The organism is Micromonospora sp. A200 (genome assembly GCF_029893845.1).
In the GTDB taxonomy this organism is placed as follows: domain Bacteria; phylum Actinomycetota; class Actinomycetes; order Mycobacteriales; family Micromonosporaceae; genus Micromonospora; species Micromonospora purpureochromogenes.
On record NZ_JARXXY010000028.1, the window covers coordinates 59,849 to 81,379 of the forward strand.

A 21,531-nucleotide genomic window follows, 5' to 3' on the forward strand; every position below is an offset into this window, starting at 1 on the left:
ACCCGGCCGGCTACGGCGACGTCGGCGCGCCGAACGCGGCGAGCGCCGCGCAGATCCGGGGGAGTGCCATGCCGATCGGTTCGCGGATCACCTCGACGGCGAGGTCGTCGTACGGGGTCGGGTCGCGGTTGACGACGACGAGGCGGTTACCCGCGTTCACCGCCACCGCGCACAGCGAGGCGACCGGCTCGACCTGGAGTGAAGTGCCGACCGCGAGCATGAGCTGGCTGTGCGCGGCGATCCGCTCGGCGTGGCCGATCGTCGCCGCGTCGAGGTGCTGCCCGAAGAGCACCACGGCCAGCTTGAGGATTCCGCCGCAGTCGAGGCACCGGGGATCCCCGTCGCCGGCCGCCACCCGGGCCAGGGTTTGCCCGCTGGGCGTGCGCGCGCCGCAGCCGGTGCAGACCACCTCGTGCATCGTGCCGTGCAGTTCGAGCACCTTACGCGGGCTGGAGCCGGCCTTCTGGTGCAGTCCGTCGACGTTCTGGGTGAGGACGCGTACCGCCACCCCGGCCCGCTCCAGCTCGGCGAGCGCGCGGTGCGCCGGGTTGGGCTCGGCCTGCCACGCGGCATGCCCGAGATAGGTCTGCCAGAACCTCGCCCGCACGGTCGAATCGGCCAGGAACGAGCGGTGGGTGAACGCGTCGGCCAGGGCCGGGCCGCGCGTCCAGACGCCGGACGGGCCCCGGTAGTCGGGGATGCCGGAGTCGGTCGAGATGCCGGCCCCGGTGAGCACCGCCACCCGGGTCACGCCGTCCGCCCAGCTCATGTCGTTCATGGCCACCGATGGTAGGGGCGGGGCCCGGTACCGGCGAGCGGGATTCCGAGCCGACCTGCCCGGTCCGGCCGGATCGGGAACCCCGAGCGGGCGCGTGATCGTGCCCGTCCCACCCTGAGGACGGGCACGGCTCAGAGCCAGGGCAGCGGGTCGACCGGACGGCCGCCGAGACGAACCTCGAAGTGCAGGTGCGGGCCGGTGGAGGCGCCGGTCGACCCGACCAGTCCGATCACCTGGCCGGCGCGGACCCGTTGGCCGGGCGACACCAGCAGCCGGGACTGATGGCCGTAGCAGGTGGACAGTCGCTGCCCGTCCGCCCGGCCGTGTGCGAGGCAGGTGTAGTTGCCGTAGCCGCCGTACCAGCCGACCCGCGAGACGCGGCCGTCGGCGGCCGCCAGGATCGGGGTGCCGGTCGGGGCAGCGAGATCCACCCCGGCGTGCAACTGCCAGACCCGGTAGTACGGGTCGAACCGGGTGCCGAACCGGCTGGTGAGTCGGCCCGCCAGTGGTCGGCCGAGCCGGCCGCGACCGACCGTGGCGACGGTGCGGGCCGGTGCCGCCACGGCGGGCGCGGCGCGTACCCGACGGTCGATCTCCTGCCGGAGCCGCGTCTCCTCCTGCCGGCGGCGGACGAGTTCGGCCTGGCCGGCGGTGATCGCGCCGGAGAGGGCGACGGCGTGGCCGGTGGGGGTGTCCGCGACGTCCGCGGAGTCCGCCACGGTCAACGGCGAGGCCGCATCCGCGTCCCCGCCGGCGGTCAGGGTGCTCAGCAGGTGCAGGACCGGATCCGGTACGCGCCGCACCTTGGCGAGGTCGGCGCGGGTCCGGGCGAGGGTGTTCTCCAGGTACTGGATCCGGTGCTGGACGTCGCCGAGCGCGGCGACCTGGCGGGCCTGTGGCGTGCCGGCCGCGTCCACCGGCGGCTGCGGGTAGAGGTCGGCGCCGGGGTCGCCGGCGATGAGCGCGGGGACCGATCCGGGGTCCACCATCGACCCGCTGCTGCCGGGGCCCGGGACGCCCACCTGTGGTGGCGTGCCGCCGGTCGGCGGGGTGGTCGCGGGCGGCGCCGTCGGCGACGCGGTGGCCGGCGGGCGGGTCGGCGGCTTGACCGTGGGCGGCTTCAGGGGCGGCAGCGTCACCTTCGGCGGTTCTATCGGCGGCAGCGACACGGGCAGCGACGGGCTCGGCAGGGGCAGCAGGGTCGGCAGGGGCAGTGGTCCCTGCGCCGCGCTCTGCGCCCCGGCGCTCGCCGCACCGGCATCCAGGCACAGGGCCGTCATCATCAGCGTGGCGGACCCGGCGACGGTCGCCAGCGTGGCCCGCCTCCACCAGCGTTGCTCCATGCCGTACTCCTGCCGCCGGCTCGTGTCGTCCCCTTGCTACATCGGATCGGGGTGCCCGGTCGTTACAGCCGAATCGGCCGGCGACGGACCCGGACGCCGCCGCAGCCGCCGACGGGCCAGCAGCGCCAACGCCGCGACCGCGCCGGCCACCGCCGCCGCGATGGCCGGCACCCGCATCGACCGTCCGGACGGCGGGACCTCGCTCGCCATGGCCGTCGATCGCGGCGGCGGATCGGTGGGCGTGGCCGTCGAGCCCGGGAGCAGGTAGGCGTTGCTGGTGGTCCGGGCGCCCGTCGCGGTGGTCTCCACCGAGGTGACACCGACCCGGTTGCGGACCACCGTGCCCGGCGGCGCACCCGGGCGGACCCGCCCGGAGATCGTGATCCGCGGCGCCGCCCCGCCGGGGCCCAGGCGCAGGTCACCGAGGTCGCAGACGACGGTACGCGGGGACGGCGTGCACCGACCCGGCTCGGCCCGGGCGTTGACACCGTCGAGATCGACCGTCGTGGTGAACGTGACCCGCGTCGTCGTGAGGGTGCCGCTGCCGGAGATCGTGACGGTGTGGGTCACCTGTTGCCCGGGCAGCGCGCCGAACGGTGTCGACGTCAACACCGGCGCGGCGTCCACCGACGGCGGCGGCGTCGGAACAGCCGGCGTCGGAACAGCCGTTGCCATGGCGGCCATCAGGCCCACCGCCGGCGCGGTGATCGACTCCCACATGGGCACACTGTAGGCCGACGCGGCTGCGGGCGCTGAGCCGGCGATCAGGATGGCTCCGCGCCGGTCGCCGGTGGCGGTTGCCGGTAGACGGGCGGGGCGACGCGGACGCGGTTACCGCCCGCTCAGCGGCTGGTCGTTGGGCACAGCAGCCGCTGTACCAGTGGCAGCTGCAGGGGTTCGAGGCAGAGGTCGAGCATGGGGGCCTCGGGCGTCGATGGCGCGGTGGTCGGGCTGGGAGCGGTGGTCGGGGGCGGCGTGGTGGTCGGGGCCGGCGTGGTGGTCGGGGCCGGCACGGTGGTCGGGGCGGGGCCCGGAACTCGGTTCGTCGGCGCGTCCCCGGCTGCGGGGGCGGCCAGGCTCGTCCGGGGCCGGCGCGGCATCGGTCCCACCACCCGGGGGGTGCCGCCGTCGGCGGGCGCCGTTGTCGCCGGGCCGGTCGGCGCGGGGGCCGGATCGCTGTCCGGGGCTTCGGGCGCGGCGGGGGTGTTCGGGGTGGTGCCGTACTCGGCGGCCGGCGGGTCGGTGCCGGCGGTGCCGCCGGCCCCGAGCGCCGCCCGGTAGGTCGGGCCGGCCTGCTCGGTCGGGGACGTGCCGGCGGAGAGCGTCGCGAACGCCAGCGTGACGACGGTGGCGGCGGCGACTGCCGGGCGGTCGGGGCGCACCGCGGTCAGCGGGGCCCGGGCCGGGTCGGCCGGTGCCGGTGGCGTCGGCCGCGTGTGCCGGTGCCCGGCCAGCAGGGCGTCGACCTGCGCGGCGACGGCGGCTCGCTGCCCGGTGGCGGCGGCGAAGGCGAGGGTGAGGTAGAAGCGGAAGTTCACGGTGGCGTTGGCCGGTACGCGCAGCCCGGCGAGCGGACTCCCGTCGGCGGTGTGCAGCAGGGTCAGTGGGACGTGGGGGTGGTGTGCCGGCCCCACCATGTCCGCGTACGTCCACTCCCGGCAGCTCGCGCCGCCGGAGAAGACGACCCGGTGGTTGGTCACGACGGCCATGCCCGCGTCGACGACCCGCAGGCCCGTCGGCAGCCCGCGCCGGGGCGGGTGGGCGGCGCCCGGCGCCGTGACGGTCAGCTCCGGCGTGGGCAGTCCGGCGATGTGCCGCGCCCCGGCCTCGGCCAGCTCCGCGGCCGGCTGCACCCGGTAGACGACCTCGTCGCGGCCCAGGTTCATCGGCAGGCTGTCCCGCGGCTGCGCGTACCCGTGGAAGCCGGCGGCCTCGATCCGCAGCCGGACCAGGTGGTCGTGGTGCCGGTGCCAGGCCGCGGTCTCGCTGTCGAACGCGCGCCGCCGGCGCTCGTTCTCGCGCAGCGCCCAGGTGAGCCGCCACCGGGGCGCCGTTGCCCGATCCGTCGTGGTGATGGGTGATTGTGGCGTCACATCGAGTACAACCACGCCGGTCGAGTCAGGACACGCGGCGAGAATCGATGCGTACCTTTAGCTCCGAAAGGAGAGATTTGGCACGCCTGATCGCCGGCCTGCGATGACCCCTCTGCCCGGAAGGCGGGACGACGTGCTCGTGGTGTCGCCCGTGGCTTGTTGACGGCGGTCAACGCCGAGCCGGGCGCAGGCAGCCAGCCGAGCCATCTGCCAGGTTTCGGGATGCTAGGCGCGCGGGCCGAGCAGGGCGATCGAAGCCTGGACGGCGACCTCGGTGACGTCGCTGATCGGTCCACCGTCCTCGACGGTGGCCGCGATCAGCTCGCGCAGCCCGCCGAGCAGCATGATCGCGAGCGGCCGGGCCACCGGTCCGGCGCCGACGGAGCGCCACTCGTCGGTGTCGCACAGGGTCTGGATCATGAGGATGAAGGACTCCATCACGTCGCGCTGCAACCGGCGGGCCGCCGTGCCGAGCGCCGGCACATCACGGATCCAGCTCAACGTGATGGCGGGCGCGGACTCCGCGGAGGCGATCCAGGCCTCGATCGCCTGTCGCACCTGGCTCGTCCAGAGTGCGCTCGGATCGACGGCGGCCGAGATCTGGCGGATCATCTCCTCGTTCGCGTCGGTGAGCAGGGCGACGAAACACGCCTCCTTGTCGGAGAAGTGCGCGTAGAAGGTCCGCCGCGAGGTGCGCGCGTGTCGGACCACGTCGGCGACTGTGGTGTTCCGGTAGCCGACCTCCGCGATCGACACCGCGAGGCCGTCGAGCAGCCGCTGGCGGAACGTCCCCGCGTCGTCAGACGCGCTCGGCTCCGCATGGCGCTGGCGTCGGGCGGTGATCACGGTGGTCACGGTACCCCTTGCCTCCAGTGAAGCCCTTGAATGCGACGGTACACCAGCGTACCGTGCGAGTGGTACGTCCACGTACCATGCCGGGAAGGTGCTGGCTTGATGACCACTGTGACGCTTCCGCCAGGCCCCTCGACCCCGCGCTTCGTGCAGGTCGCCTACTCGCTGACCATGCCGCGCCGCGGCATGCCCCGGCTGCGCGACCGCTACGGTGACGCCTTCACCATCAACATGCCGATCTTCGGCCACGCCGTGGTCATCAGCGACCCCGCCGAGATCAAGCAACTGTTCCAGGCCCGTTCCGATGTCGTCGACAACCTGGAACGCAACCTCGGGCGGGTCCTCGGCCCCGGCTCGTTGTTCGCGCTCGCGGGTGAGGAGCACCGCACACAGCGCAAGCTGCTCGTGCCGCCGTTCCACGGCCGCCGGCTCGCCGCGTACGAGACGGTCGTCGAGGAGGAGACGGTGCGCGAGTTGGTCTCGTGGCCGGAAGGCCCCGCGTTCGCGACACTGCCGTCGATGATGCGGATCACGCTCAATGTCATTCTGCGGGCCGTGTTCGGCGCCGAAGGCGCCGAGTTCGCCCAGCTACGCGAGCTGCTGCCGGCGCTGGTCACGCTCGGCTCTCGGCTGGCCGTGGTACCCGTTCCGACCGTCGACTGGGGACGATGGAGTCCGTGGGGCCGGTTCTGGGCCATGCGCCGCGACTACGACGCCGTCGTCGAACGACTGATCACCAGGGCGAAGCAGGACAAGAGCCTCGACCGGCGTGACGACATCCTCGCGATGATGGTGCAGAGCCGCTACGACGACGGCTCGCCGATGAGCCACAGCGAGATCGCCGACGAGCTGCTCACCCTGCTCGCCGCCGGGCACGAGACAACGGCGACGACGCTCGCCTGGGCGGTCGAACGGCTTCGCCGCCACCCCGAGGTCCTGCGCGACCTGGTCGAGGAGGTGGATGCGGGCGGCAAAGCGTTGCGTGAAGCGACGATCGTCGAGGTGCAGCGCACCCGACCAGTGATCGACATGGTGGGACGCCAGGTGAAGGCCGAGAGTCTGCAACTCGGCCGGTGGACGGTGCCCAAGGGGTACGCCGTGCTCGTCAGCATCGCCCTGATCCACGAGGATGAATCGCTCTTCCCGAACGCGCAGGTGTTCGACCCGTCCCGCTTCGTCGACGCGAAACCGGACCTGTACCAGTGGATCCCGTTCGGCGGCGGCACCCGGCGCTGCCTTGGCGCCGCATTCGCGAACATGGAGATGGAGGTTGTGCTGCGTACGCTGCTGCGCGACTTCACGCTGATTCCGACCGACGAGCGCGACGAGCGCTGGCATTCCCGCGGTGTCGCCAACGCTCCGGCAAAGGGAGGCCGGGCGATGGTGCGTCGCCGGGCGACCCCGGCGGTGCAACCCGTGGCGGCCGGCGAATGCAGCGAGGTGGGTCGCTGACCGACCAGCTGACCGCCGTCGGCCACGGCATCGACAAACATGCGGTGAGCGAGTCCACGGTGGGCTCGCTGGACGATTGCGATCTTGCCGGTGGTGGCGCCGACCCGGCCCGCCACCGGCGAGATCGCTTCCCGAGGGGTGCGGGCGAATGTGCAACGGCAGCCGGCAGCACCTCGTCAGCTTCCACAGTAGGGTTCATGCCGCGCTTCTCCGGTGACGTCATCTCCACCCGGACACCCATCCGAGTTCCGGACCGACGAGTGGTTGGGCGTCACCGGCCGGCTCGGGTACCCCCTGAGTTGAGCGGTCCCGGGCACGGGTGGCACCGCCTCGGCGGTGCCACCCGTTCATCCATGGTGCCCGGCTCACGCCGTGGTCTTCGGGTCCGGCGTCTCGCGGGTCGGCTCGGTGTGGGTCAGGTAGATCTTCGGGAGGATCACGCCGTTGACCGAGACGCGCAAGGTCGGCTTCTCGCCGCGCTTGAAGATCACGATGCGGGTGTACGTCCCGTCGGTGTTGACCGGAGCTGGCTGCTGCTTCTGGACGTGCTCGAAAACGCCGCCGTCGCTGACGGCCCAGATGACCGTGTCGTCGAATCCAGGACCGAGTAGTTCCTTGAAGTCGTCCTGCGGCGTGATGGTCACCTTGACCGCGGTGAAGGAGGGCGACTGTTTCTTCAGCGTCTCCCTGCGGATGGTGGTGGCCTTGCGGCTGATGCTGATCGACGCCAGTGTGGACCGGTCCAGCCGATGGCTGAACGGGTTGTTGTCGGAGTCGGTGCCGTTGACCGACAGCGTCCAGTTGTAGACGCCCTCGACGTGGACCTTTGCGAAGGTGTTGGTGTAGATCCCGTCGCCGTTGATGTCGTGCAGCAGGTCGGTGCCGTCGATGAACAGCCCGCCGGGGTCGGGGTTGCAGCGCGGCAGCCCGTCCCAGTCGTACTTCTTCAGCACGGCGTCGATCAGCGCGCCCCTGCCTCGCGGCCGGTCCTTCCCGTCCCGGTCCCGCCGCTGCTGCCGCGCCACGTCATCCCGGTCGAGGGCCGCCAGCAGCGAGCCGACGCCTTCGGCGGGCGCGTCGAGCACGGCCCGCACGGTCGCGCCCCGCACGGGCGCGAAGTCGTGACGGATCTCGACGGCCAGCTGCATCTCGTCGCCGGTCAGGTAGTCCTTCTTGTCCATCGACAGGGACGACTTCACATGCAGATCCTCGAAGGCGAAGACGTCCTCGAGGGCGATCGGCTTGACCGTCCCGCCGTTGAAGCGCCGGATCCGCCAGGTCGCGGTGCCGCCGTTGAAGGCGCTCGCGTCGGACGCGCCGAGGTAGAAGTGTCCTTCGAACTCCTCGGGGACGATCTTCTCGACCTGGAAGGTCGTGCCGTCCCAACGGGCGATCTCCACGTTGTCGATCGCGTCGGTCGGAGCTGCCGGGTCGAGAACCTTCAGCACGGCGACACCGAAGCGCTGCGCGCTGCTGGTGTCGAAGAAGACCTCGGTGCGTGGGGCTGGTGGCACCGGGTCCGCCACCACCCGGGTGAAGCGGGTCAGGAGCTTGTTGGCCTCCTGCGACAGGGAGAACATCGTGGCGAACTGGTCGATGAGCGTGCCGACGCTGAAGGCGGCGGCGAAGTGCCCGGCCGCGACCAGGCTGTTCAGGACGGTGAAGTTCGGCGCCGAGCCCAGGCCGATGGTGAACAGGTTCAGGTCGCTCGTCGGCCCGGTGATCTGGTCGATGTCCGGGTCGAGTTTTGCCTGGGCCCAGGTCTTCGGGTTGCCCGGGTCCACGCCGGGGCCGATCTTGATGGTTCCGGCGTTCTCGTCGCCGTCGGTCAGCAGGACGACGGTGAAGCGCACGTTCGCGGGGAATCCCAGCGCCTCCAGCTTCTTCAGCCCGAAGAACAGGCCGTCGCCGATGGGGGTGCAGCCGCCGGGCGAGTCGAAGACCGCGGGTCCCAGATCCGCGCCCGCCACGGCGGCGGGCGTACCCAGGGGGACCACGTCGGTGATGAACGGCGGCAGCGCCGGCCCGGAGTTGCGGAAGGTGCAGTTGTTGTCCTCGAAGACGGTCACGCCGATCCGGTCGTCGCCGTTGACCCCGGCGCGGAACTCCCCGAAGAAGTTGATGAAGATCCGCGCGGCGGTCTTGGCGTTGTCCCAGCGGTGCTCGGCGCCCATGCTCCCGGAGCGGTCGAGGACGAGCTGGACCCGCTGCGGCCTGGGCGTGATGGCGGAGGAGCCCGTGCCGTGCCCGGTCAGGAACGCGGAACCCCCGATGCCCGGGTACACCACGTCCACCGTGAAGTCCACCGGGGTCGAGCCGTACACGCCCGGAAGCGGCACGGGGGCGGCGAAGGCGTCGACCAGCTGGTAGGTCTGGCTCGTACCTGGCGCCGAGGGCAGGCCCTGAATGGAGATCGAGCCCTCGTGGCCGAACTGGTAGGTCGGCACCGGGGCCGGCAGCACCAGCCCGTTCGCCGGAATCGTGTTGCGGACCACCGTCGGCGTCAGCGCCGGTCCGGCCGCGCCCTGCGCGGTCACCGTCAGGAGCTGCTTCTCAAGCAGGGTGGGCGGCAGGCCGTTGTAGGCGGCGACCGGATCGCACACGAGGCGGATCACGTTGGAGTTGAAGGCGTTGTCCACCGAGTAGGTCCAGCCGACCGCCGTGGCGGCCGAGGCCCGCACCTCGTAGTGCTCGTCGAGAACGCCCGCCTCCGACGGGTCCTGGATGTTGCAGGTGACCTGGGTGATCCCGCCTGCGGTGCTGCGGGTGGCGCTGACATCGCGGCCGGGGATGCTGGTGCTGTCCACGGTGCCGGCCGTGGCGAGCGCGTCGAGGTTCACCGAACCGGTGGGGGCGGTGACCCGGACAAGCACGAGGGACAGCCCGGCGGGCGCCGGGTCGGGGTAGGAGATGGTGAAGGCGCGTGGGACGCCGTTGAAATCGAGTTGGGAGTTGGCCACGAACGCCTTGGCGCCCGAAATGGTGTAGCTCGGCGCTGCGGGAGTGTTTGGTGAGATGGCGGGCATGGTTCCTTCTTCCGGGACTAGATGGCGGTGACGATCCTTTTGGCGAAGAGGTCGAAGTTGCCGGAACCGGGCCGGTCGCTGCGCCACAGGACCCAGATCCCCTGTCCTGGAACGACGACCGGGTGCGGGTTCTGGTCGTTGGACGGGTTGGAGATGACCTGCTGCGCCGATCCCCAGACCCCGGTTGCCGGATCGCGTCTGCGGAGGAAGACCTCGTTGCCGGCGCCCGAAACGGGCCGGGTCGCCAGCAGGAAGCAGGTGCCGTTGGCGTCCCGGGCGGCGGCCGGCTGGGTGTCGGTGTCGGTGCTCGGGATGGTGACGATCGACCCGGTCTGCCAGGTGCCGCTCAGGGCGCTGACGACCTTGATCTGCGTGTCCTTGTAGAAGACCATGGCCTCGGTGCCGCTGACCCCCACGACGAACGGGTCCGTTCCGGTCAGCGGGCCGGGGATGATGTGGTCGACGGCCGAGCCGGCCGCGGCGGTGGGCGTGAGCCGGGCGAGCGTCATCGTGTTTCCGGCGGTGGTCACGTATGCGAGCCAGACGACTCCTCCGGCCACGGACGCGTGCAGGCCGCCGGCGACACCCGCGGCGGCCGGCGCGGGAAGCGCCACGGGGGTGGAGTCCATGAAGGTGTTGTCGGTGTGCCGGTAGCGGCGGAAGAACCACGTGTTGGTGGCCGCCTGCCGGACGAAGAAGGTGACGATGTCCCCGGCGAGCACCCCGAACGGGGTCTCGTCGGCCGTTCCGGCGGTCGCCGACAGCGTCTGCTCCGGGGCGGCGGGAAGCCCGGCGAGGGTGGCCCGTTTGAAGACCACGTCGGTGGTGGAGTTGCTGATCAGCCCGTTCTGGTACGCGACGAGGAACTCACCGTTGGGCAGTGGCACTGCGGTAGGTTCGACGTGGGTGGTGCCGCTGGTCACGGCGACCCCGGGAGCGAACCCCGCCTCGGGCGTGGCCAGGTCGAGTCTGGTGGCGAAGATCTGGTTGACGCTGCCGACGCGTGGCGAGACCCAGAACGCGGCGAGCCCGTTCTGAGAGTCCAGCACGAAGGCCCGCCGGATGGTGTCCGAGCCGGGGCCGGGGGACACCGGCAGGTCCGCGGTGGTGGGCAGTTGCCCGGCCAGGAGCGCGTTGACGGCCTCGCGGATGCTGATCGGTGGACGGCCCTGCCCGGCGCGGTACTCGTACGGGTCGATGCCGAGTATGTCGGTGATCAGGTGCGCCGGTGGCAGCAGCAGGCGCCGCTGGCGGCGGTCGATGATCTGGCCGTCGGAGGTGACGGCCTGCCCGTTGAAGCGTTGCAGGAGCGCGAGGGTGGCGTACGAGTGCCCTGGCAGGTGCGGGCCGGGCGCGGACTCGGGGTAGGCCCGGACCACCCATTCGCGGCGGGTGCGGGCGCAGGTCTCCACGCCCAGCCCGGTGTGTACCAGCTTCGGTTCCTCGTCGGGGGTGAGCAGGCGTTCCCACACGTCGAGTTCCACGATGACCCGGTGGTCGGAGCTGGGGGTGGTCAGCGGCGCGATGACGGGCACCCCGAGTTTGGCGGCGAGGGCGGCCGAGCCCGATTGGTCCTGGTGCAGGGGTTGCGCGGTGAACACCAGGTCTGAATGCAAAAAGACGTCCAAGCCGTCCACGATGAACCGACCCACCTGACGGAGTGCGCTCTCCTGGTTGGACAGGCTTCCCGGCGGCCCCTGGGTGCCCGCCCGGATGGTGAAGCTGTTCGACAGCCCGCCGGTGATCCTGAATCCGTCGTTTCCGTCGGGCACGCCGTCACCGACGTACCACTTGAGGAAGGCGCGCAGTTCGAACTTGCGGATGTCGTCCAGCAGGTTCCAGTCCGCGTCCACGATCGGCACGCCCTGCTGGAGCCGGACGTTGACGTGCGCGAGCAGCGGATCGAAGGTGCTCGGGGTGATGGCAGCCATGGGATCGGCTCCTTCTCGGGTCTCAGAACACCAGCCAGATAGTCCGTTCGAGCGTGCTCGCGGGGTCCTTGGCGATGGCCGGATGGGTGCGGTAGTTGATCAGAATCTGGGCGCCGTTGAGCTTGGCGACCAGGCCGAATTCGCGGAGCGTGCTGGTGGGGTGGTCGACGTCCGGCCAGCCCGGCACGCCGGGCCCGAGCACCGCCTTGAGCTGGAGAGTCCCGGTGGGCTGAGCGGAGATGGTGCCGTTGGCCGGGTTGATGTAGTCCAGCTGGAGCTGCGCCCGCGGCACCAGATGCGGGTGGGTGTCGACCAGAGCGGCCTGGTTCGGTGAGGGCTGCGGGGGGCCGCTGGTGTCCCACGCGGGGATCCCGGTGCCGACGGCGAGCCCGAAGACGGCCTCGGCGGTGGTCGGCGTGCCGCGGACGAACCCAGCGAGCAGCCGGCGGCAGTCGGCCACGATCGTGTTCCGCACCCAGCCGCGGTCCCATTGGCGTCGGCCCTCGGCGTCGTAGAGGACGTCCCGGAACTGGCCGTACAGACCGTCTGCCGGGTGTTCGGCGTGGTCATCGAGATTCATGCTGTTTCTCCTGCTCACTGGAGCGGTGGGTGGTGGGTGCGCCAGCGCAGGCTGGTCAGGTCGGCGGCGTCGGCGGTGGTCCCGGCGGCCTCGGGATCGGCCGGTGGCGGGGTGGACAGCAGCGCGCTTCCAAGGACCCCCCAGCCGGGCAGGAGGACCGTGTTGAGGCCCTCGGTGACGGTGAGATAGTCGATATCGGGGTGTTTGTCGAGGTAGGTGTCGGTCAGGTCCGCCGCGGCCGAGTAGACGTACTCGAGCTCGGCGCGGGGGGCGAGCCAGACCACGGCCCGGACGTTGATGGGCAGGAAGCGACGCAGTACGGCGCGCAGGCGTTCGGCCATGTTGTCGTCGAGGAGCCCGGAGACGGCCTGGGTGAGGTAGAGGCCGATGGTGCCCCGGGTGTAGACCTCGTCCTCGCGCAGCGGATCCGCGGCGGTCTCCCCGGCCGGCCGGTGCGGCGTGTACGAGACGAGGTCGTCCCAGGTCCGCAGTCGGCGCAGGCGGTCGATGTCGGTGAGGACGACCGTGGTCGACCCCGCGTACCGGCGCAGGGTTCCGGTGTCCTGAGCCCCCCTCCTCCCGACGGCGGCGTGGCCGATGGAGCGGTCACTGCGGTGCAGCAGCCATTGCGAACCACCGACGCTGACGGGTGCGGGCCAGGTGTCTCCGGCCGCTCCGGCGGTGACCTCGGTGGCGGTCCCACCGATGGGGATGGACCACAGGTCGGCGCCGCCGTTGCGGTCGGTACGGAAGAACACCCGCGGAGTGAGTCCCGGGCGTACGGTCAGCCCCGGCTCGCGGTCCCCCGCGCTGGTCGGCGCGGGAGCGGTGGTCAGCGCGGTCTCGGCGCTCCAGACCCCGGCGGCGGGGCGACTCCGTTGCCGCAGCGACCATCCGGCGGCTCCGACGGCGCCCTGGCGGGCCCACACGGCCCAGATCCGGCCGTCGGGGTCGCGGCCGAGGCTCGCTTCGCGGCTGGACAGCGGTCCGGTGGTGAGCGCCTCGTCGCCGGTCCAGGCCGTGCCGTCGAAGCGGATGGTGCGTACCTGCCAGGCGGACCCGTCGTGCCGCGCGTATGCCAGTCGGACGGCGCCGGCGTCATCCGGGGTCGCGGCCAGGTCGGCGAGGCGCCCTGGGGCCACGGCGGACAGCGGTTGCGGCGCATCCCAGTCGATCCGGTCGCCCCAGTCACCGGTGGCGACGTTGGTGTCCGGGCCGAAACCGAGGGCCACGGCGGCCGTGGAGTTCCGCAGGTCCACTTCGAGGTGAGCGTCACCGCCGGTGGCGACGGAGGTCAGCCGCAGCGCTCCGCCGGGGGCTGCCGAGGCGGTCAGGAGCCCGGCGAGGCGGGTGTTGAGAACGTTGACGACGTCGCCGATGCCCGGGGCGTCCGGGTCGGCGAAGTCGGTCCGGACGAACTGAGCGGCGCGGGCTCGGCCGCCGCCGTCGCGGACGAGCAGGAAGGACCCGTGCGGGATCGGGAACGGGGTTCCGGTCCGGCCGGTGAGCACCGCCGGGCTCGGCTCGCGGGTCACGCCGACGCTGAACAGGATCTGGGACTCCGGCGTGCCTGGCCGCTCGACCCAGGCGAGCAGGATCCGGCCGGGCAGTCCGGAGCCCGCCGGTGGCAGGGCCGCCGCGGCCGGTTCGCCGCCGGGGAACAGCGGCACCGAATCTCCCCACCGTCCGCCCCGGTACGATTTGACGTTGATCTGTCCGACCGGCTCGGCCGGGAGCCATGGGGAGGCGTCTCGGACGTCGACGGGCACGCCCAGTTCACCGGGCACGGGGGGCCGGGGGAACGCGCGGCCGGAGACGGCGCGGCGGGCGGCGCGGTCCTCGACCGGGCCGAGCGGGTCGGCGACGGCGTGGAACACCCGGAACGCCGAGGCGCCGGTCGGTACGACCGAGAGTCGTCCGCGCGGGGCCCCGTCGAGGGTGACCAGGCTCGACCCGGGGGCTTCGACCCGCAGGGTGCCGCCGTGCGCGTCCAGACGCAGTTGTCCGCCAGGCAGGGCGGTGGCGGTCAGGTCGATGAACTGCCGGTTCAGTGCCGTGGCGACTTCGGCGGTGGTGGCCGCGGCCAGGTTTGCCGCGTCCTCGCGGGCGAAGCGGGCGATGACCGGCCCCGCTCCATCCGTGCCCACCGTCAGTTCCATGCCGGGGGCGAGCGCGAACGGTCCGATCGTCGTACCGGTCACCGTGGAGTGTCCGGCGCCGGTGTTGGGCGGCGCGAAACCCAGCAGGTCGGCGGCATCGGACGCCGGGAGCCAGCCGGCGGCGGCCTCCCGCAGGGCGAACAGGTTCGGCTGCGGGGGGTTGTTCGAACGGTTGATGTGCTGCGCGTACTCGGCGATCCTGATCTGCCAGCCGGTGTAGCGGGTGACGATGGACCGCAGGTTCGGGATGCTCCCGACGCTGCGGTAGAGCTGCGGCGCGGCCCGTACCTCGTTGCGCTGGGAGTAGACCGGCAGGGTCCGGTCGGTGCGCCAGTCGAGGAATGCCGCCAGCAGGGAGAGGTACTCCGGTGGCACGCGGTCGATGTCGTGGAGCTGCCGCAGGGCCTCAGCCGTAGTGCGCATCAACGCCAACGGCGCGGTCGCCGCGACGAGGAAGCGGCGCAGTTGACCCGTGCCCCGCAGGTCTGGTGGCAGGATCCGCAGCCCTTCCTGCACCCGCGGATCGAGGGCGTGCACCTCGTCCGGCCGCAGCGGACGGTCCTCGCGCTGGTGCACAGCCGGCAGGAGCCGGTAGAGGCGTTCGGCCAGGCCGTGATCATCGGTGGCCAGAGCACTGGCTCGGGAGCCTTCGCCGGAGTGGAAGCCGGCGCCGTCGTACGCGAAGACCGTGTAGTAGTAGCGGGTCAGCGGGGTCAGGCCGGTGTCGGTGAACCGGTCGATCACGGGCTCGGTTTCGGGGTAGACGAGATCGCCGTCGGCCGGGTCCAGGGGGAAGGTCCGTTCGCGGCGCACCACGCGGGTGCCCAGCAGGAAGCCGCCCTCGAACGCCGACACCGGTGGGTTGGCCCAGCTCAGTTCGACCCCGCGGCCGAGTAGCCGGGATACGGCGCGCGCCCGGGTGGGGGCCCTGCTGACGATCACCGGGCTCATCTCGCCACGCCACCCTCGATCACCAGCCGGATAGTCTCGGCATAACCGGCCCGGGCCAGCTCGAAGGGCTCCAGCTCGATGACCCCGTCGGCGTCGACCCCGCCGTCCTGGGTACGACTGAACTGGGTCACGGTGAGCGAGGCGACCTGCGGGAGACTCTGCAACGCGTCGTACAGGCGACTCAGATAGATCGGCTCACCGAACTCGACGCGGTCGAAGGCGATCAGCCCCGCTGCGGCCCCGGTCACCGCCGCCCGCACGTCCTCCTGGAGGTAGTACGGTTCGGCGCGCACAGTGGCCTGTAGGTAGATGTCGGCCGGTTCGGGGCCGAGCACCCGCAACACGCTGGTGGCCATCCGGGACAGCTCGAACGCGGCCAGCAGATCCCGGCGCAGCAACTCCGAGGGCTGCTCGACCCGGCCGCTGGGTGCGACGTACAGCAGCACGTCGTTCCAGTTCAGGGCGACGGCGCGGGCCTTGCCGACCCCCGGCGTACGCAGGGCGAGCTCGACGTAGTCGTCCGCGGTGACCGCCCGGTCCTGCGCGCGGTACAGGCGCGGGGCCAGATCGCGGGCGCTTTCGATGCTCTCGGCCGGGGCGCCGCCGGCGCCCCCGGCGGTGGCGATGATTGTGCGTAGGGCGCTGATCGAGGAGGTGAAGGTCGTACCCGGCGGCACGTTGCCCTGCGGTCCGCCGCCGACCCGGTACGTCGCCTGCACCTCGACCTGGTCGAGGGCGCTGCCCTTGGGCGGGACGGCGCCGTTGACGCCGTCGCCGAACACCAGTGTCACGCTGCCGTCCGCGCCACGCTGGACCATGAAGCAGCGCTGCGCCGGGCCGGCGGTGGACATCGATCGCACCTCGCGCCAGAGCGTCGCACCGCCCGGGCCGTCCACCGTGACCGTGATCGAGCCGCCGATGACCGGGCCTTCCCCGAGTGTGTAGACCTGGTTGGGGCTGCCGTCGGAGATTCCGAGAAGCTCCCCGGTCACCGTGCGGCCCTCGACCGCGGTCACCGGGAGGAACCAGCGCAGGTTCTCCTCCGCCACCGGCCCCAGCCCTCCGGCGCTGATCGTGACGTCCCGTACGGACTCGAACTGCGCGCGATCGTCGGTGTTGGTCTGGGCCACGAACGCCGTACCGGCCGGGATCGTCAGCGGCAGCACCTGCGCGGCGTCGACCGCGACCGAGAGCTCCACGGTGGCTGGCGTGGCGGATCGGAGCTCGTATCCCAGCAGCCGCACCAGCTGCACCAGCGACTCCGGCTCGTCGCTGGTCGCTGGGAACAGCTGCGATGCGATCCGCGACTGGTAGTACAGGGTGATGTCGCTGGCGTACGCGAACAGCTCGATCAGCAGGACGCCGAGGTCGTTCTCGGAATGGTCGGTCCACTCTGGGAGGGTCTGGCGGGCGATGGACAGCATCGACTCGCGCAGCGCCTCGTACCCGAGATTGGTGTAATCGATGGGCAGCCCGCGTACCTCGTTCATGACGACCTCGGCAGCTTGAGTGCCACGCGCTGCGCCACCTCACTGGAGTCGATGACGTAGTCGAAGGTGACGGTGAGTTCGGATTCGTCGTGCGTCAGGCGGATCGGGCTCGTCAGGTGCGCCAGCGGCAGGTGACTGCGCAGAGCCTGTTCGATCTCGTGCCGGATCAGGGTGCGCAGGGTGTGGTCGTTGGGCTGCTGGAGTCGGTGCTGCACCCCGCCGCCATAGCCGCGGCGCAGCAGGCGCTCACCCAGCCTGGTGGACAGCAGGTGCCGCAGGTCTTCGGCGACCTTCTGCGGTCCGGAGCTCTGCTGGACGCGCCCGCCGGAGATCCGGAAGGGCAGGGACATCCCCCGGAGCGTGGTCATCGGACCCTCCCGTCCAGCCTGGTCGGCGCGGCCGGAGTGGAACCGGGTACGGCGAGCGCGGCGAGTGCGGACTTGAGCGCTGTGCCGCTGGCCGGCAGCGTGGGGTCCCAGGCCGCGAAGGCGGTCTTGAGCCCGGCGTCGAAGGCGCGTAGCTGCTCGATCTCGGTCCGCAGGTTCGTGATGAAGGCCCAGAACATCGGGTCCTGCGCGGCGCTGCTGATCGTCTCGGCGTCCACGGTCAGAATTCGCCAGACCCCGTCGCCGAGTGCGTCGAAGTTGGGCTTCACCCGCGGGTCATCCACATTGGAACCGAGTGGGGGGTTCAGGGTGTCTAGCTGGGAGCGCATCGCCTCGCGCAGTTCTGTCGCGCAGATCGTCTTGTCCGGGCCGAGAGTCATGACCGCCCCTCACGCCAACACTTTGGTCTGGGTGGGGGGGATCGGGACCGGTGCGCCCAGGTTGCCGATGCCCTGATCTCCGAAGTGCAGGACCGGTGCGGCCCCGGCGCCGAGCATGACCATCGGGCCGTCCACGGTTGCCGTGGTCGGGCCCAGCTCCACCTTGGACGCCCCTGCCTCGGCCTTGACCGATGCCGCCTCCAGGGTCACCTTCGCCACCCCGCCGCCGTGCGTGACCCGGATGGCGCTCGAGCTCATCTCGATCTCGTGCTGGTGCATGCCGTCGGTGACCGTGATGCCGCTGGAGGCCAAGGTGATCACGTGGCTGTTCCTGCCGTCGGTGAGCGTGATCCCGTCGGCGTTGAACCTCAGCTCGTGGGCGTTCTTGCCGTCGGACAGCACGATGGACTCGCTGCCGTCGGTGTCGTCGAAGATCAGCAGGTGCCCGGAGGCGGTCTTGAACATGCGTACGGTCGGTGGGCTCTTCGCCGCCTCGCTCGCCCAGGTGCCGGCGATGTGCTGCACCCCGGTCCACAGCGCGGACGCGGTGTCGCCGCCTTCGAACTCGACCCAGATGTGGGTGTCGTTCTCGGGTACGAAGAACATCCCGTAGGGCAGCGCGGCCCGCGCGGGGACCTGCTCGTCCGGAGGGAAGATGGTGGGCACCGACACCTGGAGGATGCCGAGTTCTTCGGCGTCCCGGTTGTCCTTGACGATGCCGCTGTACTTGCCGAAATACTGGTCAGCCACGATTCCCCCTCACCGCACGGCTTTGAAGTCGGTCTTGTAGCCACTGGTGTCGATCGTGTGGGTGACGCTGGTGACGTACCAGTCACCGGCGAAGCGCTCGTGCACCCCGATGATCGAGACGTTGCATTTGGCGCGCATCCAGATCGAGCCGACGGTGGTGCCGGTGGCGGACATCCCGAGCCGCCGGGATTCCAGCGCGCCGGTCTCGTCGTCCAGTTGCTGCTGGGTTGCCGCGACCGCCCCGGTGGTGGGCTTGGGCGTCGCCAGTTCCCGCTGGAGCTTCTCCCGGGCCTGCACGCCGACGTCGTACAGCGCGTTGATCCGATCGAGGTCGGCGCGTCTGGCCCGGCTGCGCAGATCGGACGCGAGCGGCCAGATGAACACCTCCACCGGTGGCTGCGGCGGGGTGTTGACGGCCTGGCCGCCGTCGTCGATGTCGTTGACCTCCTTGACGCGGTCGATGAAGCTCGCGTCGAAGGCCGGGCTGAAGGTCATCAGATTGCTGCCGGGCCCCTGCCGATAGCGCAGCACGAGCTTGTCGGCGCGGTTGAGGTGCAGGATCCGCCGGTCCGGGATGAAGTAGAGGACCTCGTTCTCGTTCTCGTCTAGCTCCACGAAACACTTCGCCGTGTACTTCTTCGCCAGGTCCTGCAGGAACGCGAGGTCGGTCTTGGCGTCCTGGTTCTCCCTGGTGACCCGCGGATCGGGGTTGAGGGAGGCCACGATGCCGGCGAAGTGGTACGGCTTGCCGATCTTCGTGACGATCGCGTTGACGGTCGTGCTCGTCCAGTTCTTCTTCTTCTCGGCCAGGCCCATCTCGATGGACTTGTCCTCGCCTTTGATCTTGACCTGGGGCACGCCGTTCTCCGGATAGGTCACCTCGACCTTGGTGATCAGCGCCCGCAGCAGCAGCGCGTGCTGGCCGGGTTCGGCGTACCCGAGATCGATCTCGGCGACGCAGCCCTCCATGAGCGCGTCGGCGTAGATCATCCGGGGGTCGTTGACGGTGATCGTGGTGCTGTCGGCGAGCCGGTCGTCCTCGATGACCTGCACTGCGGAGACCCACGGGGTGATGTCCTGTCCCTCGACCACCACCGAGAAGTACGTCACCCGTGCGGGCAGTCCTGGAGCCGTCATCTAGAAGCTCCTCGCCCTTGTCGCCCGTGTCGCCTGACCCGGGTCCGGCAGCCGCAACTGCTCGCCGGGGGTCAGGTCGAGCGGATACCGCAACGGGTTGACGTCCAGCACGCGCCACCACAGCTGTTCGTCGCCGAGCCGCCGGCGGGCGATCAGGTCGATCGACTCGCCCTGCCGTACCCGGTGGGTTTCACTACCGGCCTGGTCCGTTGCGCGCAGCCGCAGGCCGAGGACATGGCGGCGGGCGCCGTCGGGCGCGACGACCTCGAGGATCGGGAGACCGGCGAAGCGGGAAGCCTGTGGGCTGGGCATCAGAAGGTACCTCTGATCGCGGGATCGGGGTTGTACGGCGTGAGCTCGACGCAGGTGACCTGCACCTCGGCGCGGATCGGGTCGAGATCCGGGTTGTAGAGCTGCTCGGTGATGGTGACCTCGGTGACGACGCAGTCGGTGACGCGGTCGCCGAAGCCGAAGCGGCAGGCCGGTGGGGCCGCGAAGACGGTCTCGGAGTCGGTGTACAGGCCGGTGAAGCCGTCGGGTGAGCCGTTGGCGTCCTGCCAGCGTTCGGTCTGGGGGTGCATGAAGGCGCGGTACTTGTTGAGCTCGGGACCGATACCGCCGCGTTCGTCGCGGGCGATGTCGATCTCGTCGTCGGCGGGACCTCGGAACAGGCCGTCGACGACGACGGTGAACGACAGGGTGCGCTCACCCCCGGCGCTGTACTGCCGGATCGGCATGAGCATTCCGGGAGCGTTGAGAGTGGCGTAGCTGATCGACCGCTTGTCGGTGATCTTGTCGGGGTTGTACTGGAACTCCACGAGGATCTCCGGATCGAGGCCGACGCTGACCAGGAAGCCGCGGACCGGGTTGCGGAGCTGGAGGTTGGTCATCGGGGGCCGCCTTCCCGGCTGCGGTGGATCAGGGGCGCGCGGTGCCCCGGCTCTTGTTCGAGCGCTGTTCTCATCGCTCCGTCTCCCCTCACGCCGTGGCCGGGCGGGCACCGGCTTGGAAGTCCTGAGTGGACCGCAGAGCGCCGAGGCGGGCCTGGAGCTGGGCCACGATGTCGTCGGTGAGGAGTTGGGCCGAGTCCGCTTCGAGCCGGTCGGCGCTGATGCTGACGTTGATGCCGCCGGCGTTGACGGTCTGGTCGACCGTGGTGGCGCCGCCGACGGGTGCCGCGGCCAACGCGCCGCCGGGAGCAAGGGCGCCGAGCCCGCCGGGTGGCCCTGCCGGGGCGGCCGCCAGCGGTGGCGGCGGGGGTGGGGCGGCCGATGCCAGCGCGGTCTGGTTGACCATGGCCGTCATGTCGATCGCGCCGAACAGGGATTCGCCGACTCCGCCGAAGAAGTCGCCGATGCCGCTGCCGATGTCGCCGATGACCCCACCGATGTCGGACAACACGCCCCACAGGCCGCTGCCGATGTCGGCGACGGTGGACAGGACTCCGCCGAGTTTGTCAAACAGCCCCGCCAGGGTGGTGAGCGGCCCGGCGGCGTAGACCAGGGCGGCGGCGATGGCCCAGACGAACGCGGCGATGAGGATCAGGCCAATGGCCATGGTGAACATCTCGCCGGCGGTCATGTTGCCGAGGGTCGAGGCCAGGCTCGTGAGGGCGGTGATCAGCGCTGCGAGCCCGGGCAGGGCCGCGACCGATTGCGCGGTGAGGGTGTTGATGGCCATGGACAGCAGCCACACGAAGCCGGCGATCATGATGAACCCGATGGCGATCTGGAACATCTCGCCGGGGGTGAACTTGGAGATGGCGGTCATCAGCGCGGTGATGGCGGTGAAGAAGGTCGCGAGCGGTCCGATCGCGGAGATCGCCTGTTTGCTGAGGGTGTCGAGGGCCATTCCGAGCAGCCAGACAAAACCGGCGATGAGCAGGAAGCCGACGGCGATGGTGACCATCTGTCCCGGGGTGAACTTCGAGATTGCGGTCATCAGGTTGCTGATCGAGGTGAAGAAGGCGTTCAGCTGCGGGACGATCTTCTCCAGGTCGGAGGTGACCTGCTGGAAGGCCAGGCCAAGCAGTGCGACGAAGCCCGCGATCGCGGCGAACCCGACAGCGATGGTCGCCATCTCGCCGGGTTTGAACTTCGACAGCGTCGTCATCAACCTGGCGATGGACTCGAAGAAGCTGTTCAGCTGCGGGACGATCTTCTCCAGGTCCGAGGTGACCTGCTGAAAGGCCAGGCCCAGGCCGGCCACGAACCCGGTGATGGC

At 70.9% G+C, this 21,531-nt stretch carries 18 protein-coding genes; 1 reads left to right on the plus strand and 17 read right to left on the minus strand.

The genetic code is table 11. The features are described 5' to 3' along the window. Positions 1-10: 10 nt before the first annotated feature. The 5 genes from M2302_RS24325 to M2302_RS24345 all read right to left on the minus strand — a co-directional run bounded on the left by M2302_RS24325 (position 11) and on the right by M2302_RS24345 (position 5,060). The gene (locus M2302_RS24325) at positions 11-778 is read right to left on the minus strand and encodes a Sir2 family NAD-dependent protein deacetylase (RefSeq protein ID WP_280840162.1); all 768 of its coding nucleotides are present in this window, start codon (positions 776-778) and stop codon (positions 11-13) included. 131 nt (positions 779-909) lie between these two features. Then, the gene (locus tag M2302_RS24330; RefSeq protein WP_280840163.1) at positions 910-2,121 is read right to left on the minus strand and encodes a M23 family metallopeptidase; all 1,212 of its coding nucleotides are present in this window, start codon (positions 2,119-2,121) and stop codon (positions 910-912) included. Between the two features lie 36 nt (positions 2,122-2,157). Further along, positions 2,158-2,841, minus strand: a complete 684-nt coding sequence (locus M2302_RS24335; RefSeq protein WP_280840164.1) for a hypothetical protein — start codon at positions 2,839-2,841, stop codon at positions 2,158-2,160. 122 nt (positions 2,842-2,963) lie between these two features. Then, complete coding sequence (locus tag M2302_RS24340; RefSeq protein ID WP_280840165.1) at positions 2,964-4,229, minus strand: hypothetical protein; 1,266 nt, start codon at positions 4,227-4,229, stop codon at positions 2,964-2,966. Positions 4,230-4,439: 210 nt separating this feature from the next. Beyond that, positions 4,440-5,060 (minus strand): TetR/AcrR family transcriptional regulator, encoded by a 621-nt coding sequence (locus M2302_RS24345; RefSeq protein WP_280840166.1) that lies wholly within the window; start codon positions 5,058-5,060, stop codon positions 4,440-4,442. Positions 5,061-5,168: 108 nt separating this feature from the next. Between M2302_RS24345 and M2302_RS24350 the strand changes: the two genes are divergently transcribed. Beyond that, complete coding sequence (locus M2302_RS24350) at positions 5,169-6,518, plus strand: cytochrome P450 (RefSeq protein WP_280840167.1); 1,350 nt, start codon at positions 5,169-5,171, stop codon at positions 6,516-6,518. 365 nt (positions 6,519-6,883) lie between these two features. Here M2302_RS24350 and M2302_RS24355 read toward each other — a convergent pair whose 3' ends face one another. From M2302_RS24355 to M2302_RS24410, 12 genes are all read right to left on the minus strand, one after another. Continuing rightward, on the minus strand, positions 6,884-9,544 hold the full coding sequence (locus M2302_RS24355; RefSeq protein WP_280840168.1) for a vWA domain-containing protein: 2,661 nt from the start codon (positions 9,542-9,544) through the stop codon (positions 6,884-6,886). A gap of 17 nt (positions 9,545-9,561) precedes the next feature. Then, a complete protein-coding gene (locus M2302_RS24360) occupies positions 9,562-11,475 on the minus strand; it encodes a DUF6519 domain-containing protein (RefSeq protein WP_280840169.1) in 1,914 nt (637 codons plus the stop codon). Positions 11,476-11,497: 22 nt separating this feature from the next. Then, positions 11,498-12,055: a hypothetical protein gene (locus M2302_RS24365; RefSeq protein ID WP_280840170.1), complete on the minus strand. Its 558-nt coding sequence runs from the start codon at positions 12,053-12,055 to the stop codon at positions 11,498-11,500. Positions 12,056-12,069: 14 nt separating this feature from the next. Then, positions 12,070-15,156 (minus strand): phage tail protein, encoded by a 3,087-nt coding sequence (locus M2302_RS24370; RefSeq protein ID WP_280840171.1) that lies wholly within the window; start codon positions 15,154-15,156, stop codon positions 12,070-12,072. A gap of 5 nt (positions 15,157-15,161) precedes the next feature. Beyond that, entirely contained in the window at positions 15,162-16,655 is a 1,494-nt protein-coding gene (locus tag M2302_RS24375) for a baseplate J/gp47 family protein (protein WP_280840172.1), read from the minus strand. Beyond that, positions 16,652-17,005, minus strand: a complete 354-nt coding sequence (locus M2302_RS24380; protein ID WP_280840173.1) for a GPW/gp25 family protein — start codon at positions 17,003-17,005, stop codon at positions 16,652-16,654. Before M2302_RS24380 ends, M2302_RS24375 begins: the two co-directional genes overlap by 4 nt. Before the next feature lie 14 nt (positions 17,006-17,019). Then, positions 17,020-17,421 (minus strand): hypothetical protein, encoded by a 402-nt coding sequence (locus M2302_RS24385; RefSeq protein WP_280840174.1) that lies wholly within the window; start codon positions 17,419-17,421, stop codon positions 17,020-17,022. A 9-nt stretch (positions 17,422-17,430) separates the two neighbouring features. Next, complete coding sequence (locus M2302_RS24390; RefSeq protein ID WP_280840175.1) at positions 17,431-18,171, minus strand: phage baseplate assembly protein V; 741 nt, start codon at positions 18,169-18,171, stop codon at positions 17,431-17,433. Positions 18,172-18,180: 9 nt separating this feature from the next. Further along, positions 18,181-19,308, minus strand: coding sequence for a hypothetical protein (locus M2302_RS24395; protein ID WP_280840176.1), 1,128 nt, complete (start codon positions 19,306-19,308; stop codon positions 18,181-18,183). Continuing rightward, positions 19,309-19,620 carry a LysM domain-containing protein gene (locus M2302_RS24400; protein ID WP_280840177.1) on the minus strand — a complete coding sequence of 104 codons (312 nt, stop codon included), beginning with the start codon at positions 19,618-19,620 and terminating at the stop codon, positions 19,309-19,311. Next, entirely contained in the window at positions 19,620-20,198 is a 579-nt protein-coding gene (locus tag M2302_RS24405) for a hypothetical protein (protein WP_280840178.1), read from the minus strand. The genes M2302_RS24400 and M2302_RS24405 overlap by 1 nt, the downstream gene beginning before the upstream one ends. A gap of 88 nt (positions 20,199-20,286) precedes the next feature. After that, positions 20,287-21,531, minus strand: a 1,245-nt coding sequence (locus M2302_RS24410; RefSeq protein WP_280840179.1) for a hypothetical protein, incomplete at its 5' end; no start/stop codon positions are given.

Excerpts from the sequence above, each read along its gene's own strand:
- M2302_RS24325 (WP_280840162.1), bottom strand. The coding sequence starts at position 778 with ATGAACGACATGAGCTGGGCGGACGGCGTGACCCGGGTGGCGGTGCTC.
- M2302_RS24330 (WP_280840163.1), bottom strand. The coding sequence starts at position 2,121 with ATGGAGCAACGCTGGTGGAGGCGGGCCACGCTGGCGACCGTCGCCGGG.
- M2302_RS24335 (WP_280840164.1), bottom strand. The coding sequence starts at position 2,841 with ATGTGGGAGTCGATCACCGCGCCGGCGGTGGGCCTGATGGCCGCCATG.
- M2302_RS24350 (WP_280840167.1), top strand. The coding sequence starts at position 5,169 with ATGACCACTGTGACGCTTCCGCCAGGCCCCTCGACCCCGCGCTTCGTG.
- M2302_RS24355 (WP_280840168.1), bottom strand. The coding sequence starts at position 9,544 with ATGCCCGCCATCTCACCAAACACTCCCGCAGCGCCGAGCTACACCATT.
- M2302_RS24360 (WP_280840169.1), bottom strand. The coding sequence starts at position 11,475 with ATGGCTGCCATCACCCCGAGCACCTTCGATCCGCTGCTCGCGCACGTC.
- M2302_RS24365 (WP_280840170.1), bottom strand. The coding sequence starts at position 12,055 with ATGAATCTCGATGACCACGCCGAACACCCGGCAGACGGTCTGTACGGC.
- M2302_RS24375 (WP_280840172.1), bottom strand. The coding sequence starts at position 16,655 with ATGAACGAGGTACGCGGGCTGCCCATCGATTACACCAATCTCGGGTAC.
- M2302_RS24380 (WP_280840173.1), bottom strand. The coding sequence starts at position 17,005 with ATGTCCCTGCCCTTCCGGATCTCCGGCGGGCGCGTCCAGCAGAGCTCC.
- M2302_RS24385 (WP_280840174.1), bottom strand. The coding sequence starts at position 17,421 with ATGACTCTCGGCCCGGACAAGACGATCTGCGCGACAGAACTGCGCGAG.
- M2302_RS24395 (WP_280840176.1), bottom strand. The coding sequence starts at position 19,308 with ATGACGGCTCCAGGACTGCCCGCACGGGTGACGTACTTCTCGGTGGTG.
- M2302_RS24400 (WP_280840177.1), bottom strand. The coding sequence starts at position 19,620 with ATGCCCAGCCCACAGGCTTCCCGCTTCGCCGGTCTCCCGATCCTCGAG.
- M2302_RS24405 (WP_280840178.1), bottom strand. The coding sequence starts at position 20,198 with ATGACCAACCTCCAGCTCCGCAACCCGGTCCGCGGCTTCCTGGTCAGC.